The organism is Arcicella gelida (assembly GCF_034931025.1).
Taxonomy (GTDB): Bacteria; Bacteroidota; Bacteroidia; order Cytophagales; family Spirosomataceae; genus Arcicella; species Arcicella gelida.
Genome location: NZ_JAYGIL010000004.1, coordinates 269,214 through 288,368 on the forward strand (window position 1 = coordinate 269,214; position 19,155 = coordinate 288,368).

At 34.1% G+C, this 19,155-nt stretch carries 16 protein-coding genes; 5 read left to right on the forward strand and 11 right to left on the reverse strand.

Annotation, left to right across the window (positions count from 1 at the left end; genetic code table 11):
- Positions 1 to 226: 226 nt before the first annotated feature.
- The 8 genes from VB776_RS04825 to VB776_RS04860 all read right to left on the reverse strand — a co-directional run bounded on the left by VB776_RS04825 (position 227) and on the right by VB776_RS04860 (position 9,949).
- Positions 227 to 1,018, reverse strand: a complete 792-nt coding sequence (locus VB776_RS04825) for a LytR/AlgR family response regulator transcription factor (protein WP_323326548.1) — start codon at positions 1,016 to 1,018, stop codon at positions 227 to 229.
- Positions 1,015 to 2,127, reverse strand: coding sequence for a sensor histidine kinase (locus VB776_RS04830; RefSeq protein WP_323326550.1), 1,113 nt, complete (start codon positions 2,125 to 2,127; stop codon positions 1,015 to 1,017). The genes VB776_RS04825 and VB776_RS04830 overlap by 4 nt, the downstream gene beginning before the upstream one ends.
- A 417-nt stretch (positions 2,128 to 2,544) precedes the next feature.
- Positions 2,545 to 5,097, reverse strand: a complete 2,553-nt coding sequence (locus VB776_RS04835) for a DUF5686 and carboxypeptidase-like regulatory domain-containing protein (protein ID WP_323326552.1) — start codon at positions 5,095 to 5,097, stop codon at positions 2,545 to 2,547.
- Between the two features lie 234 nt (positions 5,098 to 5,331).
- Entirely contained in the window at positions 5,332 to 5,904 is a 573-nt protein-coding gene (locus VB776_RS04840) for a non-canonical purine NTP diphosphatase (protein WP_323326554.1), read from the reverse strand.
- Between the two features lie 62 nt (positions 5,905 to 5,966).
- Complete coding sequence (locus tag VB776_RS04845) at positions 5,967 to 6,845, reverse strand: FKBP-type peptidyl-prolyl cis-trans isomerase (RefSeq protein WP_323326556.1); 879 nt, start codon at positions 6,843 to 6,845, stop codon at positions 5,967 to 5,969.
- Between the two features lie 16 nt (positions 6,846 to 6,861).
- Entirely contained in the window at positions 6,862 to 7,758 is an 897-nt protein-coding gene (locus tag VB776_RS04850; RefSeq protein WP_323326558.1) for an FKBP-type peptidyl-prolyl cis-trans isomerase, read from the reverse strand.
- Between the two features lie 243 nt (positions 7,759 to 8,001).
- Positions 8,002 to 8,868, reverse strand: coding sequence for an FKBP-type peptidyl-prolyl cis-trans isomerase (locus tag VB776_RS04855; protein ID WP_323326560.1), 867 nt, complete (start codon positions 8,866 to 8,868; stop codon positions 8,002 to 8,004).
- Positions 8,869 to 8,923: 55 nt separating this feature from the next.
- Complete coding sequence (locus tag VB776_RS04860; RefSeq protein ID WP_323326562.1) at positions 8,924 to 9,949, reverse strand: DHH family phosphoesterase; 1,026 nt, start codon at positions 9,947 to 9,949, stop codon at positions 8,924 to 8,926.
- A 224-nt stretch (positions 9,950 to 10,173) separates the two neighbouring features.
- On the opposite strand from VB776_RS04860, the gene VB776_RS04865 reads away from it, so the two are divergent.
- Positions 10,174 to 10,593 carry a nucleoside-diphosphate kinase gene (locus tag VB776_RS04865; RefSeq protein WP_323326564.1) on the forward strand — a complete coding sequence of 140 codons (420 nt, stop codon included), beginning with the start codon at positions 10,174 to 10,176 and terminating at the stop codon, positions 10,591 to 10,593.
- A 51-nt stretch (positions 10,594 to 10,644) separates the two neighbouring features.
- On the opposite strand, the gene ftsA is transcribed toward VB776_RS04865, so the two are convergent.
- The 3 genes from ftsA to VB776_RS04880 all read right to left on the reverse strand — a co-directional run bounded on the left by ftsA (position 10,645) and on the right by VB776_RS04880 (position 15,567).
- A complete protein-coding gene (gene ftsA, locus VB776_RS04870) occupies positions 10,645 to 12,021 on the reverse strand; it encodes a cell division protein FtsA (protein WP_323326566.1) in 1,377 nt (458 codons plus the stop codon).
- A 132-nt stretch (positions 12,022 to 12,153) separates the two neighbouring features.
- Positions 12,154 to 12,858: a cell division protein FtsQ/DivIB gene (locus tag VB776_RS04875; protein ID WP_323326568.1), complete on the reverse strand. Its 705-nt coding sequence runs from the start codon at positions 12,856 to 12,858 to the stop codon at positions 12,154 to 12,156.
- 291 nt (positions 12,859 to 13,149) lie between these two features.
- On the reverse strand, positions 13,150 to 15,567 hold the full coding sequence (locus tag VB776_RS04880) for an alpha-ketoacid dehydrogenase subunit alpha/beta (RefSeq protein WP_323326570.1): 2,418 nt from the start codon (positions 15,565 to 15,567) through the stop codon (positions 13,150 to 13,152).
- Between the two features lie 307 nt (positions 15,568 to 15,874).
- On the opposite strand from VB776_RS04880, the gene VB776_RS04885 reads away from it, so the two are divergent.
- The 4 genes from VB776_RS04885 to VB776_RS04900 all read left to right on the forward strand — a co-directional run bounded on the left by VB776_RS04885 (position 15,875) and on the right by VB776_RS04900 (position 18,915).
- The gene (locus VB776_RS04885) at positions 15,875 to 16,306 is read left to right on the forward strand and encodes a DUF1573 domain-containing protein (RefSeq protein ID WP_323326572.1); all 432 of its coding nucleotides are present in this window, start codon (positions 15,875 to 15,877) and stop codon (positions 16,304 to 16,306) included.
- A gap of 135 nt (positions 16,307 to 16,441) precedes the next feature.
- A complete protein-coding gene (locus VB776_RS04890) occupies positions 16,442 to 16,993 on the forward strand; it encodes a fasciclin domain-containing protein (RefSeq protein WP_323326574.1) in 552 nt (183 codons plus the stop codon).
- 427 nt (positions 16,994 to 17,420) lie between these two features.
- Complete coding sequence (locus VB776_RS04895; protein ID WP_323326576.1) at positions 17,421 to 18,008, forward strand: RNA polymerase sigma factor; 588 nt, start codon at positions 17,421 to 17,423, stop codon at positions 18,006 to 18,008.
- 82 nt (positions 18,009 to 18,090) lie between these two features.
- Complete coding sequence (locus VB776_RS04900) at positions 18,091 to 18,915, forward strand: anti-sigma factor (RefSeq protein ID WP_323326578.1); 825 nt, start codon at positions 18,091 to 18,093, stop codon at positions 18,913 to 18,915.
- Positions 18,916 to 19,155 lie beyond the last annotated feature (240 nt).

A 19,155-nucleotide genomic window follows, 5' to 3' on the forward strand; every position in this document is an offset into this window, starting at 1 on the left:
AAAACAAATATAAATCAAAATTTATTAAAACAAGAAAGCCCCACAAAGTTCTTCAAATTGTACAAATTGGCTCTTTTAAATGTTTTATTTTTGAAAACTTGTAACGAGCCTTCGCTTTACTTAATGACTTTGAAGAATATACATAGCACAGTTTTTAGCTTTTAAAGAAGCAAAAAGCCTTAGGACTTTTAAAATCCTAAGGCTTTTTTGTATAAACTTATCTTAACTATTTATCTCCTCCAATTTTTCTATAGACCAAAGTAGCACTGTCTTTTTCTTTATAATAAATACTTCCTTCAATGGCTTTTGTAAACTCATCTGCATAAGTATCTCCTACAGGAATTCGTACTACTTTATCAAGAATTACTTCGTCTCCTTCAATACCTGTAATTTTCTCTGTAGATATAATATAAGAACGGTGAATTCTCATAAAGCGATCAGGTGGCAAACGCTTTTCTAAATCAGAAAGCGTAAGATTGGTCGTAATACGTTCCTCTTTTGTATAGATTGAAGCATAACTTTTTTGTGCTTCCATATATACTACATCCTTATAAAGTACTTTATGGAATTTTCCTTTTACATCTACTTTTACAAAAATAAATTCTTCTCTTTTAACGGGCTGTTCAGGAGCTGTTTCAACAGATTTCGTTGGGTCATCAACCAATGTCATATTAAACGGCATTTTATTGACAGCCTTCAAGAATCTTTGATATGAAAAAGGTTTAACCAGATAATCTAGTACTCCATATTCAAAGCTTTTTAGAGCATATTCCTGATAGCCAGTCGTCATTACGAATTTTACTTTATTTTCGAAAAGGCTTACCAGATTCAAGCCATTCATTCTTGGCATTTGAATATCTGCAAATACCAAATCAACCTCCCTAGATTGTATAATACCAACAGCTTCCATGGGATTGGTCGTCGCAGCCACTAAGTTAAGGAACGGGGTATCATTAATATAGTCAACCACAAGATCTAATGCAGATTGTTCATCATCTACTACAACACAATTAATCATTTCTTCAGAAGGTTAAAATTTACTGTAAATACTACTGTATAGTCCTCTTCGCTCTCAATTATTTCTATACTATGCGCTTCGGCTGGATATGTTGTTAAAAGTCGTTTTTTAATATTTTTAATCCCAATACCAGTCTGTCCAGCATCTGCAATGGCATTAGGATATGGATTTTTCTTATTTGTAGCCGTAAATACAAATACTTCATCCATTAAAGTGGCTCTTATTCTAAAAGCAATATCTGGTTCATCAAAAACACCATGTTTAATTCCATTTTCAACAATGGTAATCAAGACCATTGGAACGATTCTGTGGTAAGAGAAATCTCCATCTTCTTCAAAGTCGATATAAACTTTATAATGAAATCTCTGTAAATGTAATTCAATATATTGTTTTACAAAATCCAATTCACCCTCTAAATCTACTTCATCTTCTTGTGACTTTGTACTGGTGGCATATCGTAACATTTCAGCAAAAGCTAGAACAATATCACCAGCCTCACGAGAAGCCTTTCTTACCCTTTCAAAAATCATATTAAGGGTATTATACATAAAGTGCGGATTGATTTGGGCTCTTAAAAATGCCATTTCCGCCAAAGCTTTTTCTTTCGCTAAGATAGCTATTTCCAATTCTTGTTTAGCAATTTTCGCTTCCTTTTCTGCAATGGCGATTCTTTGTCTGGCTATTTCTCTATCTCTAGTAGCAATTTCTATTTGTTGATTGATTGATTTTTGTGCGAAATAGTAGCCTAGAGCGTAAATAGTATAAATCTGAGCATTCCAGAAATGTAGTAATAATACTTTCTGATTGAATGCTGCATTTGGATAATCAGGAAAAAGGGTAACTATAAAAAAAATATTTACAACTGTCAGAATAGCTCCATTTAAAATGCATAAAATAACTGTTATGGTATATTGTTTACGTAATAGGAACTTAGGGAAAATAAATAAAACACAGTTATAAAAAATAATTATCCAGCACAAACAATTTATTAAAATTATCAAACTTGTAGATAAATCAGATTTATTTAAGTACCCAATAACATAACTTATTTGATAATAAATTACATATAATGCCCACACAATTATATGTACTTTCTTCTTTTGATTCATTTTATGATGTTTTTTAATATTTTTCCTTTTCAGGAAACTTCATATCTTTTAAATAAATAGATTGTGTACTCATTAAGCTCTAAAATTCAAATATACAATATAGCCATTTAGACTGACAATACGATGATTAAGACCGATTGTGCTTTTTAACACCTTTTTCTCCGCAATTTTGAATCATCAAAAATGAATATAATTTTCAAAAATATTTAAAACAAAATACTCAGATGAAAAACAGTAAATTAACTATCTCGAAAAAAAATGTAGCAACACTAACAGCAAACAAAACAAATAATTCGAAGTTGTCAATTGTTGATATTATAACCATCATAACAGAAATTTAAAATTCCAAAAAAAATCCCACCTCACAGCTATATATTCTGTAAAGTAGGAGCTTTTTGTAAAACTAGTAAGTTTGTCTTAAAAAGAGAAATGTACAGATGCTTTTAATGCAAAAGGTCTTGGATTTCTTCCTGATGGTGAAAGATGGTCTAGGTAAGAAAGGCGATGAAATGCCTGAATCCTAAATATCTTAAAAATGTTATCAATACCATATCCAACTTCTATATAAGGTTTGTTGGGGTCTAGTCCTGAAAAACTATACCTTGGCTGTAATTCTCCTTTGCTATGTCTTGGATTAATTACTGGTATCGCTTCTTGCATCAGTTCTTTATTATCAGCTCTCTGGCTTCCTAGAAGTACATTCGCTGAAGCAATCAAACGCCATTTTAATTGACGAATGGCTGGAATACGGTTAAAGAGTAATCCATCAAAATTGTGGTTATAATTTAACGAAACGTATTTATCGCTTACAAATTCAAAGTAGTGCATCGTATTAAAAGCTGCACGATTATAGAAAAAAGTTTCGTTCCCTAAATGTGGGAACAAAAGCGGTGCTGGCAAAGCTGTTGGAATATAGCCTGCCTGCAAAGTATAATCAGAGCGCCCAATTGTTCCGATACGAAACGATTGAAATACTTTTGCCATAAACTTATCATAACGAAAATCTCCGTTGAGAACTTTCATTCCATGTTGATAAGTTAGTGTAACTGTAGGAGTACGTTTACTTCCAAGCGTTATGCGTTCATTACCATCCATTAAGAATGTTTCATTCTTTGCGAAGCGTGCTTCAACTGTAAAAAAAGTATCGTTATAATTATCTATCGTAGGTGAATGTGTACCTTGATCGGGATGAGTACGATATTGGAATTCAAATAGCGGGTCAAAACCTCTTGTTGTGAGCGAACCTGTAAAAGTTATTCCTTTTGTAGGCTCTGTTTTATAGAATACTTCACTTTCTCTTCTGTAGAAAGCACCAGAAAATGCACCCCAGCGTGTAAAAGCATAAAATATTTTATTGTCACCAATTAATTCTGGCGTCAATCCGATGCGTTCTAAGTCATAGCTGTGCTTGATACCCGCAACAGTCCAATGTCTGCGAGAAATAATATAATCTACTTCACCACCATATTTGAGTACTAAATCTTTCGTACCAAATCCTACCCAACCTTTAAGAATCCATTCTTTACTAAAGTCTGCATTTGTCTTAAAACCTAATCTTGTTCTAAAACCTTCGATTTTGTTGGCAGAAAAAAGTGTAATGTATGGACCTACTCCAAATTTATTGAATCTTTTATAGCCACTTGCCACAATTTCTGCAATTTCAACATAAGTCTTCACGATTGGAACATTCCTTACGGTATCAATTAATTTTGAAGCCAGAATATCTTGTGCTGAAAGTGATTCATGTCTAGCTTCTAGCCAAAATTTAGGGTCAGGTTCTTTAGAATTTTCTGCTACTTCTATTGGCAAATCATAGAAACTTAATTCTTTAGGTTGATTTACGACAAAATCTTTATTTGAAATATACATTTTCAACAACATTCCCGCCGAATTTTTAGTTAATTCAGCAATGTCAATTAAAAAGCGGGTTTTGGCAGGTAACCAAGCACCTTCAGAAGTTTGTTCTAATTCTTGAGATATTTTTATTTTATCAATAAAATTGATGTTGGCTTCTTTTCCAACCGTAGCATCAATCTGAACCAAAGCATACGAAGTAGTATCGATATAAGCTTTTCCTATAAAAACTAAATCCTTATCATTTTTAGGGTCAAATTCCATTCCATAACAAATATGTCCATCAACATTTGTTGTATCAGACAAAAACCATTTGTATGTTCCTTTCCAGTTATCGCCAAATGGAGAAATAATATCTTTGCCTAAAAACGGAACATAATTATCGTAGAAATTGTAATTGGCAAAAATATTTCCGCCAACAAGTTGCGAAACAAAGCCTCCTTCTTTTACACCAATACCCTTGATATTATTTTTTAAGATAACTTCTTTTTTTCTTGAAGGACTTTCACGGAAGTAATATTTTGAAAGCGTTTCTGAAATAAAAGTTGGTATAACTGCTTTACCATCTTCGCCCGCTAATTTTTCAAACTTTTCAATAGCTCCTTGAATCTGTTTCATAACTTTCCTTTCTTTAAATTTTTCAGAAAGGTTATCCACATCCAATTCCATTTTAGAATAAGAATTATACTCAAAAGCATTTAGTCGCTTTCTATCATTTTTAACTTTATTTTCACTAAGTTTTCTAAGAATTTTAAATGCAGGATTTTCACCCGAATACACTACTACTTCATCCAAAGATTTTGCTTCTCCTTGTAATTGAAAATCTATCGTTTGAGACAATGCCTTTCTATCAAGAACTTTCATTCTCTTTTTGTAATTCACAGTACTGACATAGATAGAGTCGGAAAGTACTTTTGTTTTGATGACATAAATGCCTTCAAAATTTGTTTGTGCTCCCACATTCAAGCCTTTCAAGCCAACTGTTGCAAAAGGTAAAGGGTCTCCATTTTTTGCATCAGTTACAACTCCAGTGATAGTGTATTGGGCATTGGTATTTTGATAAGCTAAAGCAATGATTATAACAATTAGCAGTTTTAAAATTTTTGGGTAAGTCATTCTCTTTATGAATGTTAAAGAAATTAGCATTTTCTATTCGAATTTACATGATTTAGAGGCAATATCAAATTTGCTCGCAGAATACAGACATTTCATCTATTCAAAACCCCTATTTAAAGTATAAATCTTTAAAAAACACCTATTTTCTAATCAGTTACAACCCATAAAGCAAAATAGCCACAAGACTAAGTAACAATTACTTAGGTTTGTGGCTATTCATCTAGTTTTTAATATTTACTTTAAAAACTCAATTAATTTTTCAACCGCTTTTGCACGATGCGAAATTTCACCTTTTTCTTCTATACTCATTTCAGCAAATGTTATTTCATAGCCTTCTGGCATAAAGATTGGGTCATATCCAAAGCCTTCGCTTCCTTTTAATTCTTCAATAATTTTACCTTTAATAATTCCTTCAAACTGATTTACTTTTCCATCTAAAATCAAAGTAATTACCGTTCTGAATTGTGCAGAGCGGTCTTTTTCTCCTGATAAGTTTTTTAAAAGTAAAGCGATATTATCGGCATGACTTCTTTGCTCTCCAGCATATCGTGCCGAAAACACTCCTGGTTCACCGCCTAATGCTGTTACTTCCAAACCCGAATCATCAGCAAAACAATCTACCTGATAATGGTCAAAAAGATATTGAGCTTTTTGTAATGAATTGGCTTCTAAAGTATTTCCTGTTTCTGGCAATTCTTCTTGGCAACCAATTTGGCTAAGTGTCAATAACTCGAACTGTTCTCCTAAAATGGCTTGGACTTCTTCTACTTTATGAGCGTTGTTCGTTGCAAAACATAGTTTTTTCATGATAAAATAAATAAAAAGCCTCCTCATTTCTACGTGAGGAGGCTCTTAATGAAAATATGAATTTATTTAACCGCAGTTACTTCTATTTCAAAATTTAATGGTGAATATGGAGGAATTGTATAAGCTCCTGTCGAGTTATCAAGACTACCCGTTTTACTATAACCTAATGATGATGGAAAAACAAAACTTCCTTTATCACCAACTTTTAGTTTTGAAACACTTTCTTCAAAACCTGCTACAGTTGAGCCTTGACCTAGCACAAAGCTGAAACTTCCAGCATCGAATTGTTCATTATAAACATAAAAACCGTTACTATCTCTTTTTTTCGTTGGGAAAAGTAATTTCCCTGTATAAGTAACGGTAACAGTTTGTCCAGTTTTAACCAATTCTCCAGTAGAGTTTGATTTCGTAATTACATATTGTAAGCCTGTACTGGTTGAATTCACATTTAATCCTGCAAATTTACTTTGAACGAACTCTCCAATTTGTTCCGTTTCATTACGAGTTGAAATCAATTCAATACTCAGGATAGTAGGTTCTGTATATTGGCTTGTTTCTGGAAAAATAAATACTCCTTTTTCGCCTTCTTTCAATAAAGCAACTGGAATATTTAAAATAGTATTGTAAGTATAATAAGGAAAACCTAATGGTACTGAAGTTGTGCTATCGAGTAATGTTCCGTCTAATTTTCTATACGTATAAAAAACTTTTACTAATTCTGTTTCCTTAGCACTTCTACCTGAAGTATTTGGAGTAGTTACTGCATAATAAGTTCCAGAGTTAGCTTCTTTGGTAAGTGTCAGATTATTGGCTTTACCGTATTGAAGTACTTTATTTTCGTTCTCAATGTATCTTTGACTCGTATCTTCAATACCACTCGAACAGGCACTAAGTAAACCAACAACGCCCACCAACATCACCCAAAATATACTTTTATTCATTGTTTTATATTTATTTTTATTGATCTTTCATTGCTACGATTTCTAGTTCAAAAATTAGTGGTGTGTATGGTGGAATCCTTCCTCCATCTCTTGAATCTCCAGTGGCTCCATAACCCAGTGCTGATCTAAAAATTATTGTTGCCTTCTCTCCTAGTTTCATTTTGTTAGCACCTATCATAAAACCCGTTACAAACGAAGCCGCAGTAGAACCCACTGTCAAACTTAATGAATCTGTTGTATTTAGATTAGTATCGAAGATTTCACCGTTCAAAAACTTACCAGTATATTTAATTTTTGCCACTTTCCCTGCTATTAAATCCGCAGAACCATCTCTTGTTTTGATGTATCTAACTCCTTCTGTGGTTTTTTCTGTAACTGTAATATTGTTTTTGGCGATATAATGATCAATATCTGCTTCTTCGCCGAATGTGTAGAAATAAGATATATCACAACGAACGGGTTGATTAGCCGCTAAATTAGGGAAAGCTACTCCGCCACCCACTAATCTTGAAGGTAGAATAAACGTACCTTTTTCTCCTTCATGCAATAAAGAAAGGAATTTCAAAAAGATATTGGTATTCACTCCGTTATGATAAAACGTAAAAGGCTTGTCAGTTAGTACCGAAGAACTATCAATTTTAACACCGTCGAGTCTAGTAATGACATAATGCAAACGGATTGTATCGCCCAAAAGCATTTGGCGACCACTGGCATTCGACTGAGTAATTGTATAATAAACCCCATTTCCAGCTTTTTGCATCGTTAGGCCTTTACTACTGATATATTGCTGGATTTGTGTTTCGTTTTGTTGGTCGATTACATTTTCTTCCAATACAACCGAAGAAAGACACGAACTGAGCAAACTCACTACCGCCCCAAACACTAAAAGGTTTAATAATTTGAACTTCATCATTACTGACTGTTATTTGATTATCAGTTATTCGTTAAAATTATAACGAAACTAAACTCTTATTTGAAACGCAAAATAACGAAAACCATTGTTGAGAATTCGTTAAAAACTGTTAAAATGGCAGAAATCCAAAAAGGTAAGTAAAAAAATACAACAAAATCTTAGAAATAAATAAATTCAAGCCCGTTTAGGTTAAATTATTTACTTATTTATTTTATTGTCTTCTTCACTTACCTTCTGTGAAATCTATTGTCCGCCTTTTTTGAAATCTATTACTTCAACATCAAAAACTAAAGCAGAGTTTGCAGGAATTGGTCCTTGAGCAGCCTCTCCATATCCAATTGTTGGCGGAATCAAGAAAGTACCTTTTCCTCCTTTTTTCATCATTAATAATGCTTCATTGAAACCAGGAATCATCCCTCCGATTGGCATATCTAATGGACTTGGGCTTTGGTCAAATACTTTTCCATCCAAAAATTTACCTACATACATACATTTACAAACATCGCCAGTTTTAGGAGTTTCGCCTGTTCCTTCTTTCGTGATAACATATTGTAAGCCCGAAGCAGTAGTTTTAAATGTTAAACCTGATTTTTTAACATAATCAGCCATCATTTGTGGCAATTTAGTTTTACGGTCTTCTGCATCAGCTTTTGCTTTTGCTTGTTCTCCAGCCATATCTTTTTCAAATTCAGCTTTCGACTGTACTTTTAAAATCTTAACTGTATATTTTAAATCTGTTCCTTTTTTAATGAATGGAGGTAATTGCTGACCACCTTTTGCTAAAGAATCTACAGGAACATAAATTGTTGCACTATCACCAAGAGAAAGTAAACGTAAACCATCTTCAAAAGAACCTTTGAAACCTGATAAACCAGCTGGTTGTAACATAGCACGTGCTGGTTGTGAAGCTGGCGACTCTTGAAGTACTGAGTCTGTAGAGTTTTGAATTTTAGCTGTAAACGAAATAATATCTCCGTCTTTTAATTTTCTTGCTTTGTCATCGTGACTATGAATTTGGATTTTCACACCGTCTTTTACTTCTACACGATTCTTGTTACATGCAACCATCATGCTGGCAGCAAACAATACAACACTGATTCTTTTGAACATTTTTGTTTGATTTTATTGATTTTATTTTAGTTTTTTTGCTCGATGAGCGTTTTTATTAAATGGGTACTGCCAATAATTCAGCCTGATATTCTGGTAAAATACTAATGAATTTTTCTACCGTTGCTTGTAAACCAATGCCCGATGTTTTGCCTCCAGAAGCATTTTTGTGTCCGCCCCCACTGAAATACTTTGAAGCAATTTGATTCACTGCAAATTCTTCAACCGAACGGAATGACATTTTTACGGCCTCTGGACGGTCAACAATAATTACTGACATTACAACTCCTTCAATTTGTAAGCCGTAATTTACAATTCCTTCAGTATCGCCCGTTTGTGAATTAAAACGTTTGAGTTCTTCTTCAGTTACAGTAAAATAAGCGACTCTATATTCTGGTAAAATGACTAATTTTTCAGAAAGAACATATCCTAAGAAATTTAATCTTTCAGCAGTAGTACTGTCGTAAATTCGGCGATGAATTAAATTTGTATTCACCCCAATTTCCATAATATCGGCTACAATTCTGTGTACTGCTGGCGTAGTACTTGGATGACGGAAAGAACCTGTATCCGTCATGATTCCAGCATATAGACATTCGCAAATTGGAACATCTAGTAAAGATTCATCCCCTAAAAGTACTATTAATTGAAATATTAATTGTGCTGTAGCCGCTGCTTTGGTATCATGATACGAAAACTGTGCAAAATCTTCAGGAAAAGTATGATGGTCAATCATTACTTTTATTGCATTCGATTGCCTAACTGGCTCTGCCATTGCCTCAATACGTGACAAAGCTGAAAAATCTAGGCAAAAAATTATATCTGCCTCAGCAATTAACTTATTAGATTTCCCTCTTAATTTATAATCTTCATAATTAACAACCTCCTCATTATTAGGCATCCAGAACAAGAATTTAGGATAGTCGGAAGGAGTGATAACCGTAATATGATGTCCCTTTTTTCTTAAATATCCTGCTAAACCTAATGAAGACCCAAGTGCATCTGCATCGGGTTTAAAATGGGTTGTAATTACAATTTTTTGGGGCGTATTAATCAACTCACGAAAGGCTTCAAGATTTTGCATTATATACGATTGATTATCAGGATATTATGTTTTATTCTAAATTTGAATGGCAAAGTTAGCGAGAATTCTCCACAAAAAAAGCTGCAAGGTTTCTAAAACCTTACAGCTTTGTCGTAATTTTACATAAATAATCTATTTAAACGATGTTTTAGTTGCTTTTTAATAAGCTTTAAAACTATATAACTCATAGAAATCACATTCCACACATTTCATAAACTCAAAATATGGCAACTAACAGAACTTTTACAATGATTAAAGCTGATGCAGTAGCAGAAGGTAATTCTGGCGCAATTATTAAAATGATTGAAGAAGCGGGTTTCCGTATTGTAGCCATTAAGAAAACGCTACTTACTAAGGAAAGAGCGGGCGAATTTTATGCAGTTCACGCTGAAAGACCTTTTTATGGTGAATTGTGCGACTATATGTCGTCGGGACCAATCATTCCAATGATTTTGGAGAAAGAAAATGCGGTATTAGATTTCCGTACTTTAATCGGAGCAACAAATCCAGCTCAAGCAGCTGAAGGAACTATCCGTAAAGTTTTTGCTAAATCGGTGCAGGCAAACGCAATTCATGGTTCTGACTCAGATGAAAATGCGGCTATTGAAGGGTTTTTCTTTTTTGCTGGTGTAGAGCAGTTTTAGTAATGAAACTATGCAGGAATATGAGTAGTAATATGTTATTACACCATGCTACTACTCATATTTATCGTTATCGCCTAAATCTTCCCCAATGATTCTACTTGCTGCTTGCTTTAATTTTCCAAAGAATCCTAAAGAGCTTTTCTTACCATTGGTTTCTGTGGATTTTGTATTTTCTCTACTACTCTTGTTAATTGTTGTATTAACTGGAACAACTGGAATAATTACTGGAGCATCCTTTCTAAGGATTTTATAAGCCTCTTCACGCTCGTCAATATCTCTAATTCCTCTCCAAACCAAACCAACAGCTGTTGAATAAGTAGGATTTTTAATCTCTTCTGTAAATGTTTTTCCTAAATTTTCGTTTGGATAACCAATTCTTACATCTCTTTGTGCTACTCTTTCAAAAAGTTGATCTATATATGGCATCTGAGCAGTTCCACCAGTAATTACAATTCCACAGTTAATTCTATTTAAATAACCTGAACGAGTAATTTCTGCAACGACCAATGCCATGATTTCTTTTAATCTTTCTTCAATAATAATCGCAACATTTTTGACAGAGACAATTTTAGGTTTACGTCCATTGGCACTTGGAATTGAAACAACCTCTTCAATGGCTACTTCATCGGCAATGGCAGAGCCAAATTTTACTTTTAATTGCTCGGCTTGTTCAATAGATACACCACAACCTTGTTCAATATCTGTTGTGATTGAATCTCCAGCAAATGGTAATACGGCAACGTGTCTTACAATATTCTTATAATAAATTACAATTTCAGTAATTCCACTTCCAATATCAACTAAAGCTACGCCTGTTTTCTTTTCTTGTTCGGTTAATACCGCTAAAGAAGCAGCCAAAGGTGAGTACACTAATCCACCCTCAATCTCCATTTTATCTTTAGAACGTTCGATACAGCGTTTGGTTTTATCCAATTCTGCTTGAGGAGAAATAATCATTAAAAACTCCCCTTGTAATTTCAAACCACTGATTCCTACTGGCTCTTGAATTCCATTGGCAGAATCTACAGAGTACTCCTGAGGTAAATTGTGCACAATAGCGTTACCCTGCGAAATAAAAGTTCGCTGGGCATCATTAGCAACTTGATCTACATCCGTAACCGTTACTTCTTCTCCACGAGTTTGTCTGGTAATACCAGCCTTATGTTTCGAACTATGAATGTTCGGACCAGCAATACTAGCCACAACACCTCTAATATGAATATTGGCTTGGTTTTCAACTTGTTCGATAGCAGACTGAACGGCTTCTATCGTTTTATTGACATTCAAAACGACACCCTTAGAGACTCTTCCAGTGGTATCGGCTTTACCCAAACCAAGAATCTCCAACTTGCCTAAACTGTCAAGTCTGCCAGCAACTACACTTACTTGCTTACTGCCTATGTCAAGTCCAACGATTATTTCATTCATGGAAGGTAGAATTTAGGAAACTTGGGATTAAGAATGTGAAACATACAGTTTTATTAAAATAAACCACCAATATAAGTACTCTTATTGGATAATCGTTTACCGTTTAATAAAGTCTATATTGAAACATCATCTTTACTCACAAATAATCTGATTTCTGTATTTTACACTTACTTTATGATAAGTATCCCAGCCTTTTGCAGGTAGAATATCTTTATAAAAAATTTTAATTTTCTTAAATTTAGATTCAATGTCAATTCCCATCCCAAACTCAATCACATGATTTCCTACCTCAGGCACCATGGTAATACCTCCATCTTTCTCAACGATTAATTGGGTTATTTGTGCTTTCCAAAAAGGATCAGCATTGATAGCATTGATTAAGTCCAAGATTGGTTTACTTTTCACTTCTTTTAAATCCTGTATTTTATCAAAATACTTTCCTGAGAGTAATAAAACTCTAGGAGTAAAGTGCTGAGAAATACCGATAAAATCGCCTTTCTCTGTGACGTAACTATCTGAACTTTTATTATATAATACTCGGGCGAGTGGTGTGTGTTCTACAATATCAATTGTCATTTCTCCGCTTAAATCACGATGAACTTGACATGACTTTACTAATTTATTTAAACAAACTCTTTTTTCAATCTTTTTAAAGTCAATCTTATCAAATGGCTTTCCTTCTGGGCTATCAACAGCGTTTGGACTAACAATGGCTAAAATCTCATCGGCAGTAACTAACTCACTTTCGTTAGTTCCTTCAATGTTTACATTGATATTCTTACATTTCTGATGATGATGAACACTTTCAGCATAAATTACAATCGACAGTAAAACCATAGTTAGTACCGTCGGCCAAATCCATTTCTTAATTTTTCGTAAGGGGTTCAATGTAATTTAATTAAAGATATTGTTTTCAAGCAATTAGAAAAAAAGCTTATTCCCATACCTATGAAACTACTCATTATACTGATGAACTTTCTAAAAGTTTGAAAAAACCATACGAAATTAAAAAAAATAACTTAAAACCTTAGCATTATTTACTAAAAGGCAATTAAGTACATAAAAAAATAAAAAAAGTTTCAATTCTCAACACATTTAAGGCTGAAAAAATATAAACTTAATATTAACTCACTCTTTTAAATAAATTGGTGGAAACTTTATTGGAAAGCATTCAGACATCAGTTGATATGCCGTATCTACAACATTCTCCGCATTTGGTTTCGAAAAATAATCGCCATCTGAACTATATGCTGGTCGATGTGGTACTGCTGCCATACAAACTGGTTTGGCATCTAAATACCGATAAGCATTTTGTTCATCCAATACTTGTTGCATCATATATGCAGAAGCTCCTCCTGGCATATCTTCATCTGCAAAAATTACTCTATTCGTTTTCTTTATTGATTCTACTATACAGTGTGAAATATCAAATGGCATTAGCGTTTGTACATCAATCACTTCTACCGAAATATCCATATTTTCTAATTGGCGAGCCGCTTCCATCACAATTCTACACATCGAACCATAAGTAACAATGGTAATGTCTCGTCCTTCTCTGATTACTTCTGGCATTCCCAATGCTACTCTTGTTTCATGTAAATTGGTAGGCAATTTTTCTTTCAAGCGATAACCATTCAAACATTCGATAACAATAGCTGGGTCGTCTGAATTCAACAAAGTATTGTACATTCCGGCGGCTTGTGTCATATTTCTTGGTACGCATAAATGAATGCCTTTTAAACCGCCCAATAAAACAGACATTGGCGAGCCAGAATGCCAAATTCCTTCTAAACGATGTCCTCTGGTTCTAACAATCAATGGTGCTTTTTGTCCGCCTACTGTTCTATATTGTAAACAAGCCAAATCATCCGACAAAGTAGCGAATGGATAAAATATATAATCTAAATATTGAATTTCAATAATTGGTCTTAAGCCTCTCATCGCCGCTCCGATTCCTTGACCAACAATTGTCATTTCTCGGATTCCAGTATCAGTTACTCTTAACTCCCCAAATTTTTCTTGTAAACCTACTAATGTTTGGTTTACATCCCCAATTTTCCCCACATCTTCACCTAAAATAAAAATTCTGGGATTTGTACTGAATAAATAGTCAAAATTTCTATTTAATATCTCTCGTCCATCTATTACTGGGGAATTTGCATCATATTCTGGCTGAACAGCCTGTACTTTCAAGGGTGAATATTTTGAGGTACTAAACTGATGCGAGTTAAATCTTTTATCATTAGCGGCATCAGTTTGTTTTAACCATTTTTTTAATCCTTGTTTGGCTGATGAGTCTTCAGAACGTAAAACTCTTAGTACTTTTCTTGCCGCTACCACATTTTCATGATGAATCGGATTAATGGCTTTGCGTAATTCTTCCGCTATTTTTTTTACTTCTGCTCCATTCTCTGTTTCAGCAGCTGCCTGATATAATAATGAGAGTAAATCTTCTCTTTCAGGCTTGATTGAACTCATGTAAGCATTCCAAGCTGCTTTTTGACAAGCCTTTGCTTCTTTGATAGCTTCTTCGTCAATACTTTTTAGCTCTTCTTCGGTAGCCAAATCTTCTGCAAGAATCCATTCTCTGAATTTTATATTACAATCATAATCTAATTCAAATTGTAATCTTTTCGCAGATTTATATCTTTCGTGTGAACCTGACGCTGAATGTCCTTGCTGTTGCGTTACTTCTTCTACGTGAATTAAAGATGGAATATGATACTCACGAGCCAAAGTAGCTGCTTTTTGATAGGTTTCCATCAAAGCTACATAGTCCCACCCTTTTACTGTAAAAATTTCTATGCCAGCCTCATCTTCATTTCTTTGATAGCCTGCCAAAGCTTTTGAAATAGATGATTTTGTCGTTTGATATTCAGAAGGAACTGAAATGCCATAACCATCATCCCAAACAGACATCACCAAAGGAATTTGTAAGACTCCAGAAGCATTTACACATTCCAGAAACATTCCTTCTGAAGTAGAAGCATCACCAATGGTCGAGAAACATACTTCACTGCCATTACGAGTAAACTTTTCTGAAATTTCTTGAAGATTGGGTAATTGTCTGTATAATTTAGAAGAATATGCTAGACCTACTGCTCTTGGCATTTGTCCAGCCGTTGAAGATACTCCAGCTGCAGAATTAAATAATTTGGTTTGGTCAACCCATTCTCCCTCTTCGTCTAACCATCTGGTAGCATGATGATTATTCATTGCTCTTCCGCCAGTGTGTGGGTCGAAATTAACGTCTGGATGTCCGTAGAGTTGTGAAAAGTATTGCATCCAAGTCATATCGCCGACGGCCGCAACAATGGTTTGGTCACGATAATATCCTGAAATAAAATCTCCTGCTTTCATGGCTCTTGCCAAAGCAAGCTGGCAAAGTTCTTTTCCGTCTCCGTAGATTCCAAACTTAGCACGACCAGCAAAAACTTCTTTCCTTACAAGGAGGCTACACTCACGACTCATGCGAGCAACCCGATAATCAGTCAAGACTGATTCTTTTGTGAATACAATAGTTTCTGACAGAAGTGTGTTTTCCAAGACAGTAAGAGGGGTATAAATGAACGATAAAATATAAGTTTCAGTACCAAAAATAACAAAAATTAATTAGGGTAACAAATATAGATTCTCGAAGCAAAGAAATTGTGCCCTTGTTAATGATTTGTTAAAACATATAAAACATTTTGCGAAGCATCTGTAAGACTTTACTTTTGTTTTGTGAATTAAGGGTATTTTTTATTAAATTAAACGAAATTTTAATTTTAAGGCATCGTTTAAAACTTTGTTCTGATTATAATATTTTTACAATTATCTTAAACATCATTAAAACAAAACAATTAAATCTAATATGAAAAAGTTATTTTTCGTTTTCGCATTGGTATTTGTTGCTTCTTTTGCCAATGCGCAAGGAGTAATTAAATTCAAATCAGAATCTCATGATTTTGGTAAAATAGAAGAAGGCGTTGTGGCAACTCACGTTTTTGAATTTACAAACACAGGTACTGCACCAGTTGTTATTTCAAATGCTTCGCCTTCATGTGGTTGTACTACTCCTGACTGGACGAAAGAACCTGTAATGCCAGGAAAAACTGGTAAAGTAACAGCGGCATTTAGTTCGGCTGGTCGCCCAGGTGGTTTTTCAAAAACAGTTACTGTAATCAGTAATGCTGAAACACCGCAAATTGTATTATCATTTAAAGGTGAAGTTGTTCCAAAAGGTACTCCGATTGAAACTCCTGCTCCAGCGAAAGCGCCAGTTAAGAAAAAATCAACGAAGTAATATTTCTTTATTAATTCAAAGAAAGGCGTAGGCAGTAATGTTTACGCCTTTTTTCGTTTTTTATCAATATCAGCAATCCAAAACTTTATTACTTCCGTAAATCTGTTTGAAACGATATTTAAACAATCAAATAAAATGAAAAAGGTAATATTAGGATTGGGTTTAGCATTTTGTGCAATGGCATTTACAGGTAATGCACAAACAGTAACAGTAAGAAATGAAGCGATGTTTCCTGCAAAAAACATTGTTGAAAACGCCGTTAACTCTAAGGCTCACACTACTTTAGTTGCCGCAGTAAAAGCCGCTGATTTAGTAAGTACTTTGCAAACAAAAGGACCATTCACAGTTTTTGCACCTGTAAATGATGCTTTTGAAAACCTTCCAGCTGGAACGGTAGAAACTTTATTAAAACCAGAAAACAAGGCAACCTTAGCCAAAGTTTTAACGTATCATGTTGTAGCTGGCAAATTAGATTTCGATGCTATTGCAAAAGCCATCAAAGCTGGTAACGGAACTGCTACATTAAATACAGTAAGTGGAGGCAAATTATATGCAATGATGAATGGTTCACATAACATCATGCTGAAAGATGAAAATGGCGGAACGTCAAACATCAGTACTTATGATGTTTATCAATCAAACGGTGTAATTCATGTATTGGATGCCGTAGTATTACCTAAAATGTAATTCACCCAAAAGGGTATGAAGTTAGTTATCTGAACTTCCTTCACGCCTAATAGACAGGTGTGGTTTAATAATGGGTAATGTACAAAGGGCTTTCTCTTTGTTGGAAAGTCCTTTGTTTTTAACACTTATTTTACTCCGCCTTCTGCAACAACTACCTTTAGCATAAATTTGAGGTACAGTTCAATTGTAAAATCTCTTTAATACTTCTTATTTTATAAATAACATATTATTAAACCTCCTTCTCCTTAATTTTATAAACACATAGCATTTCAATTATAAATTATTGGAATTATCCCATTATCTTTATTAAGCCCTTTACCAAGAAGGTAAAATATGAAAAAACTTATTTTAAACATAACGTTGCTTTGGACGTTGTATTAAAAAGTTATTCATTCATCATCTTACATTCATTGAGAAGAAAACACTCATGTCTAAACGCAAAACCATTATAGCTGAAGAAGCACTCGTGTCTTTACTGCAAAGTAAAGATGAGCGAGGGTTCTCCATCTTGTATGACAATTATTCCTCGGCACTTTATGGGGTTATTCTGAAAATTGTTCGTTCAGAAGAAGTCGCTGCTGATGTCATGCAAGACTCTTTTGTGAAGATTTGGCGAAATATAGAAGGCTATAATCGCACAAAAGGTACATTATTTACTTGGATTCTAAACGTGGCTAGAAATACAGCCATTGATAGAATTCGTTCACAAGAATTCCAGAATTCGCAGAAAAATCACGACCTCGATGACCATGTAAATTTCATCGATAGCCAAGGAGGAAGTCAGTTTGATATTGATGCCATCGGTGTAAAAAAGGTTATTGAAAACCTTCGTCCCGAACATCAGCAAATTATTGATTTACTTTATTTCAAAGGTTACACACAAGCGGAGGTTTCTGAAGAATTTGGTATTCCATTAGGAACGGTCAAAACAAGAGTAAAATCTGCTATTGTACAATTAAGGCAGTATTTTATTGAACTCGGATTGATTTTCCTCTCTGGATTTTTTGATTTGTAATTGAACGATTGATGATTGCTCAATTTAAGCAAATCAGAAATCACTCTTTCACAAACATCAACCATGATTAACGTTTAAAAAAATGAACATTCAAGAATACATAGAATCTGGTATTTTGGAGAGCTACTTGCTAGGAGCTACCAATCCTGCGGAATCCGCAGAGGTAGAACGCCTTGCAGAAGAGTATCCTGCCATTCAGATGGAACTGATGGCTTTACAGGGTACGCTTGAAAATTATGCACTTCAATTTCAACAGGAACCTCCAGTTGCTCTCAAGGATAGAGTGATGGAAGCCCTTAAAAAAGAATATACAAATACTGAAAATACAGGATGGCAAACGCTAGAAATACCAACAGCTATCAATCCAGAAAATAATATTAAGCCGCTGAAAACAACTAACACTTGGCGAATGGCAGCTTCATGGGTACTTTTGGCTTTGAGTATTGCAGGAAATGTTTGGTTCTTTAGCAATTGGCAAAAATCTGAGGATAAATTACTTGCCTTAGAATCTCAAAATCAAATTTTAGCCCAAGAAGGACAAACCTTAAAAGCTAATTATCGAGAAGAAGTAGCCATTCTTCAAAACCCAAATGTGAAAGTAATTCCTTTGGCGGGACAACCTGATTTCCCAAATGCGAAGGCTTTGGTTTATTTCGATAAAACCAGTGAAGCCGTTTACTTATCTGGACTCAATTTACCAAGTGTTCCTTCTGGTAAACAATATCAACTTTGGGCAATTGTTGATGGCAAACCTGTAGATGCTGGTATGATTGAAGGCAATTCAAGTATTTTGAAAATGAAATCTTTCTCAAATGCTGTTGCCTTTGCTATTTCTTTAGAAAATACTGGCGGAAGTACTACAGAAGCTGGACCAAAAGGAGCAATTTATGTGATGGGAGCGGTTTGATAATTATGAATTTTGAGTTATTAAGTAAAAAGAAGTTATCAGTTAATAGTATTCTGTTATCTGTAAATTCTCAAAATCAAGTATTTACTTATCAAATAGCTTATAAAGTAATGTCTATTTAATTCTTTCTTTTTACTTAATTAGTAATTATTACTTCAAAATTCATGAAATATAAAACCCGAAAAGTGTCAAAATTGATACTTTTCGGGTTTTATTATTTCTTATAGTTATTCATTTATC

Bases quoted from the DNA above. Each gene is read 5' to 3' on its own strand.
- VB776_RS04835 (WP_323326552.1), bottom strand. From the start codon at position 5,097: ATGACTTACCCAAAAATTTTAAAACTGCTAATTGTTATAATCATTGCT.
- VB776_RS04860 (WP_323326562.1), bottom strand. From the start codon at position 9,949: ATGCAAAATCTTGAAGCCTTTCGTGAGTTGATTAATACGCCCCAAAAA.
- VB776_RS04875 (WP_323326568.1), bottom strand. From the start codon at position 12,858: ATGGTTTTACTGTCGATTGTAATTTATGCTGAAAGTGTTCATCATCAT.
- VB776_RS04825 (WP_323326548.1), bottom strand. From the start codon at position 1,018: ATGATTAATTGTGTTGTAGTAGATGATGAACAATCTGCATTAGATCTT.
- VB776_RS04855 (WP_323326560.1), bottom strand. From the start codon at position 8,868: ATGTTCAAAAGAATCAGTGTTGTATTGTTTGCTGCCAGCATGATGGTT.
- VB776_RS04865 (WP_323326564.1), top strand. From the start codon at position 10,174: ATGGCAACTAACAGAACTTTTACAATGATTAAAGCTGATGCAGTAGCA.
- VB776_RS04840 (WP_323326554.1), bottom strand. From the start codon at position 5,904: ATGAAAAAACTATGTTTTGCAACGAACAACGCTCATAAAGTAGAAGAA.
- VB776_RS04900 (WP_323326578.1), top strand. From the start codon at position 18,091: ATGAACATTCAAGAATACATAGAATCTGGTATTTTGGAGAGCTACTTG.
- VB776_RS04850 (WP_323326558.1), bottom strand. From the start codon at position 7,758: ATGATGAAGTTCAAATTATTAAACCTTTTAGTGTTTGGGGCGGTAGTG.
- VB776_RS04895 (WP_323326576.1), top strand. From the start codon at position 17,421: ATGTCTAAACGCAAAACCATTATAGCTGAAGAAGCACTCGTGTCTTTA.
- VB776_RS04830 (WP_323326550.1), bottom strand. From the start codon at position 2,127: ATGAATCAAAAGAAGAAAGTACATATAATTGTGTGGGCATTATATGTA.
- VB776_RS04845 (WP_323326556.1), bottom strand. From the start codon at position 6,845: ATGAATAAAAGTATATTTTGGGTGATGTTGGTGGGCGTTGTTGGTTTA.
- ftsA (WP_323326566.1), bottom strand. From the start codon at position 12,021: ATGAATGAAATAATCGTTGGACTTGACATAGGCAGTAAGCAAGTAAGT.
- VB776_RS04890 (WP_323326574.1), top strand. From the start codon at position 16,442: ATGAAAAAGGTAATATTAGGATTGGGTTTAGCATTTTGTGCAATGGCA.
- VB776_RS04885 (WP_323326572.1), top strand. From the start codon at position 15,875: ATGAAAAAGTTATTTTTCGTTTTCGCATTGGTATTTGTTGCTTCTTTT.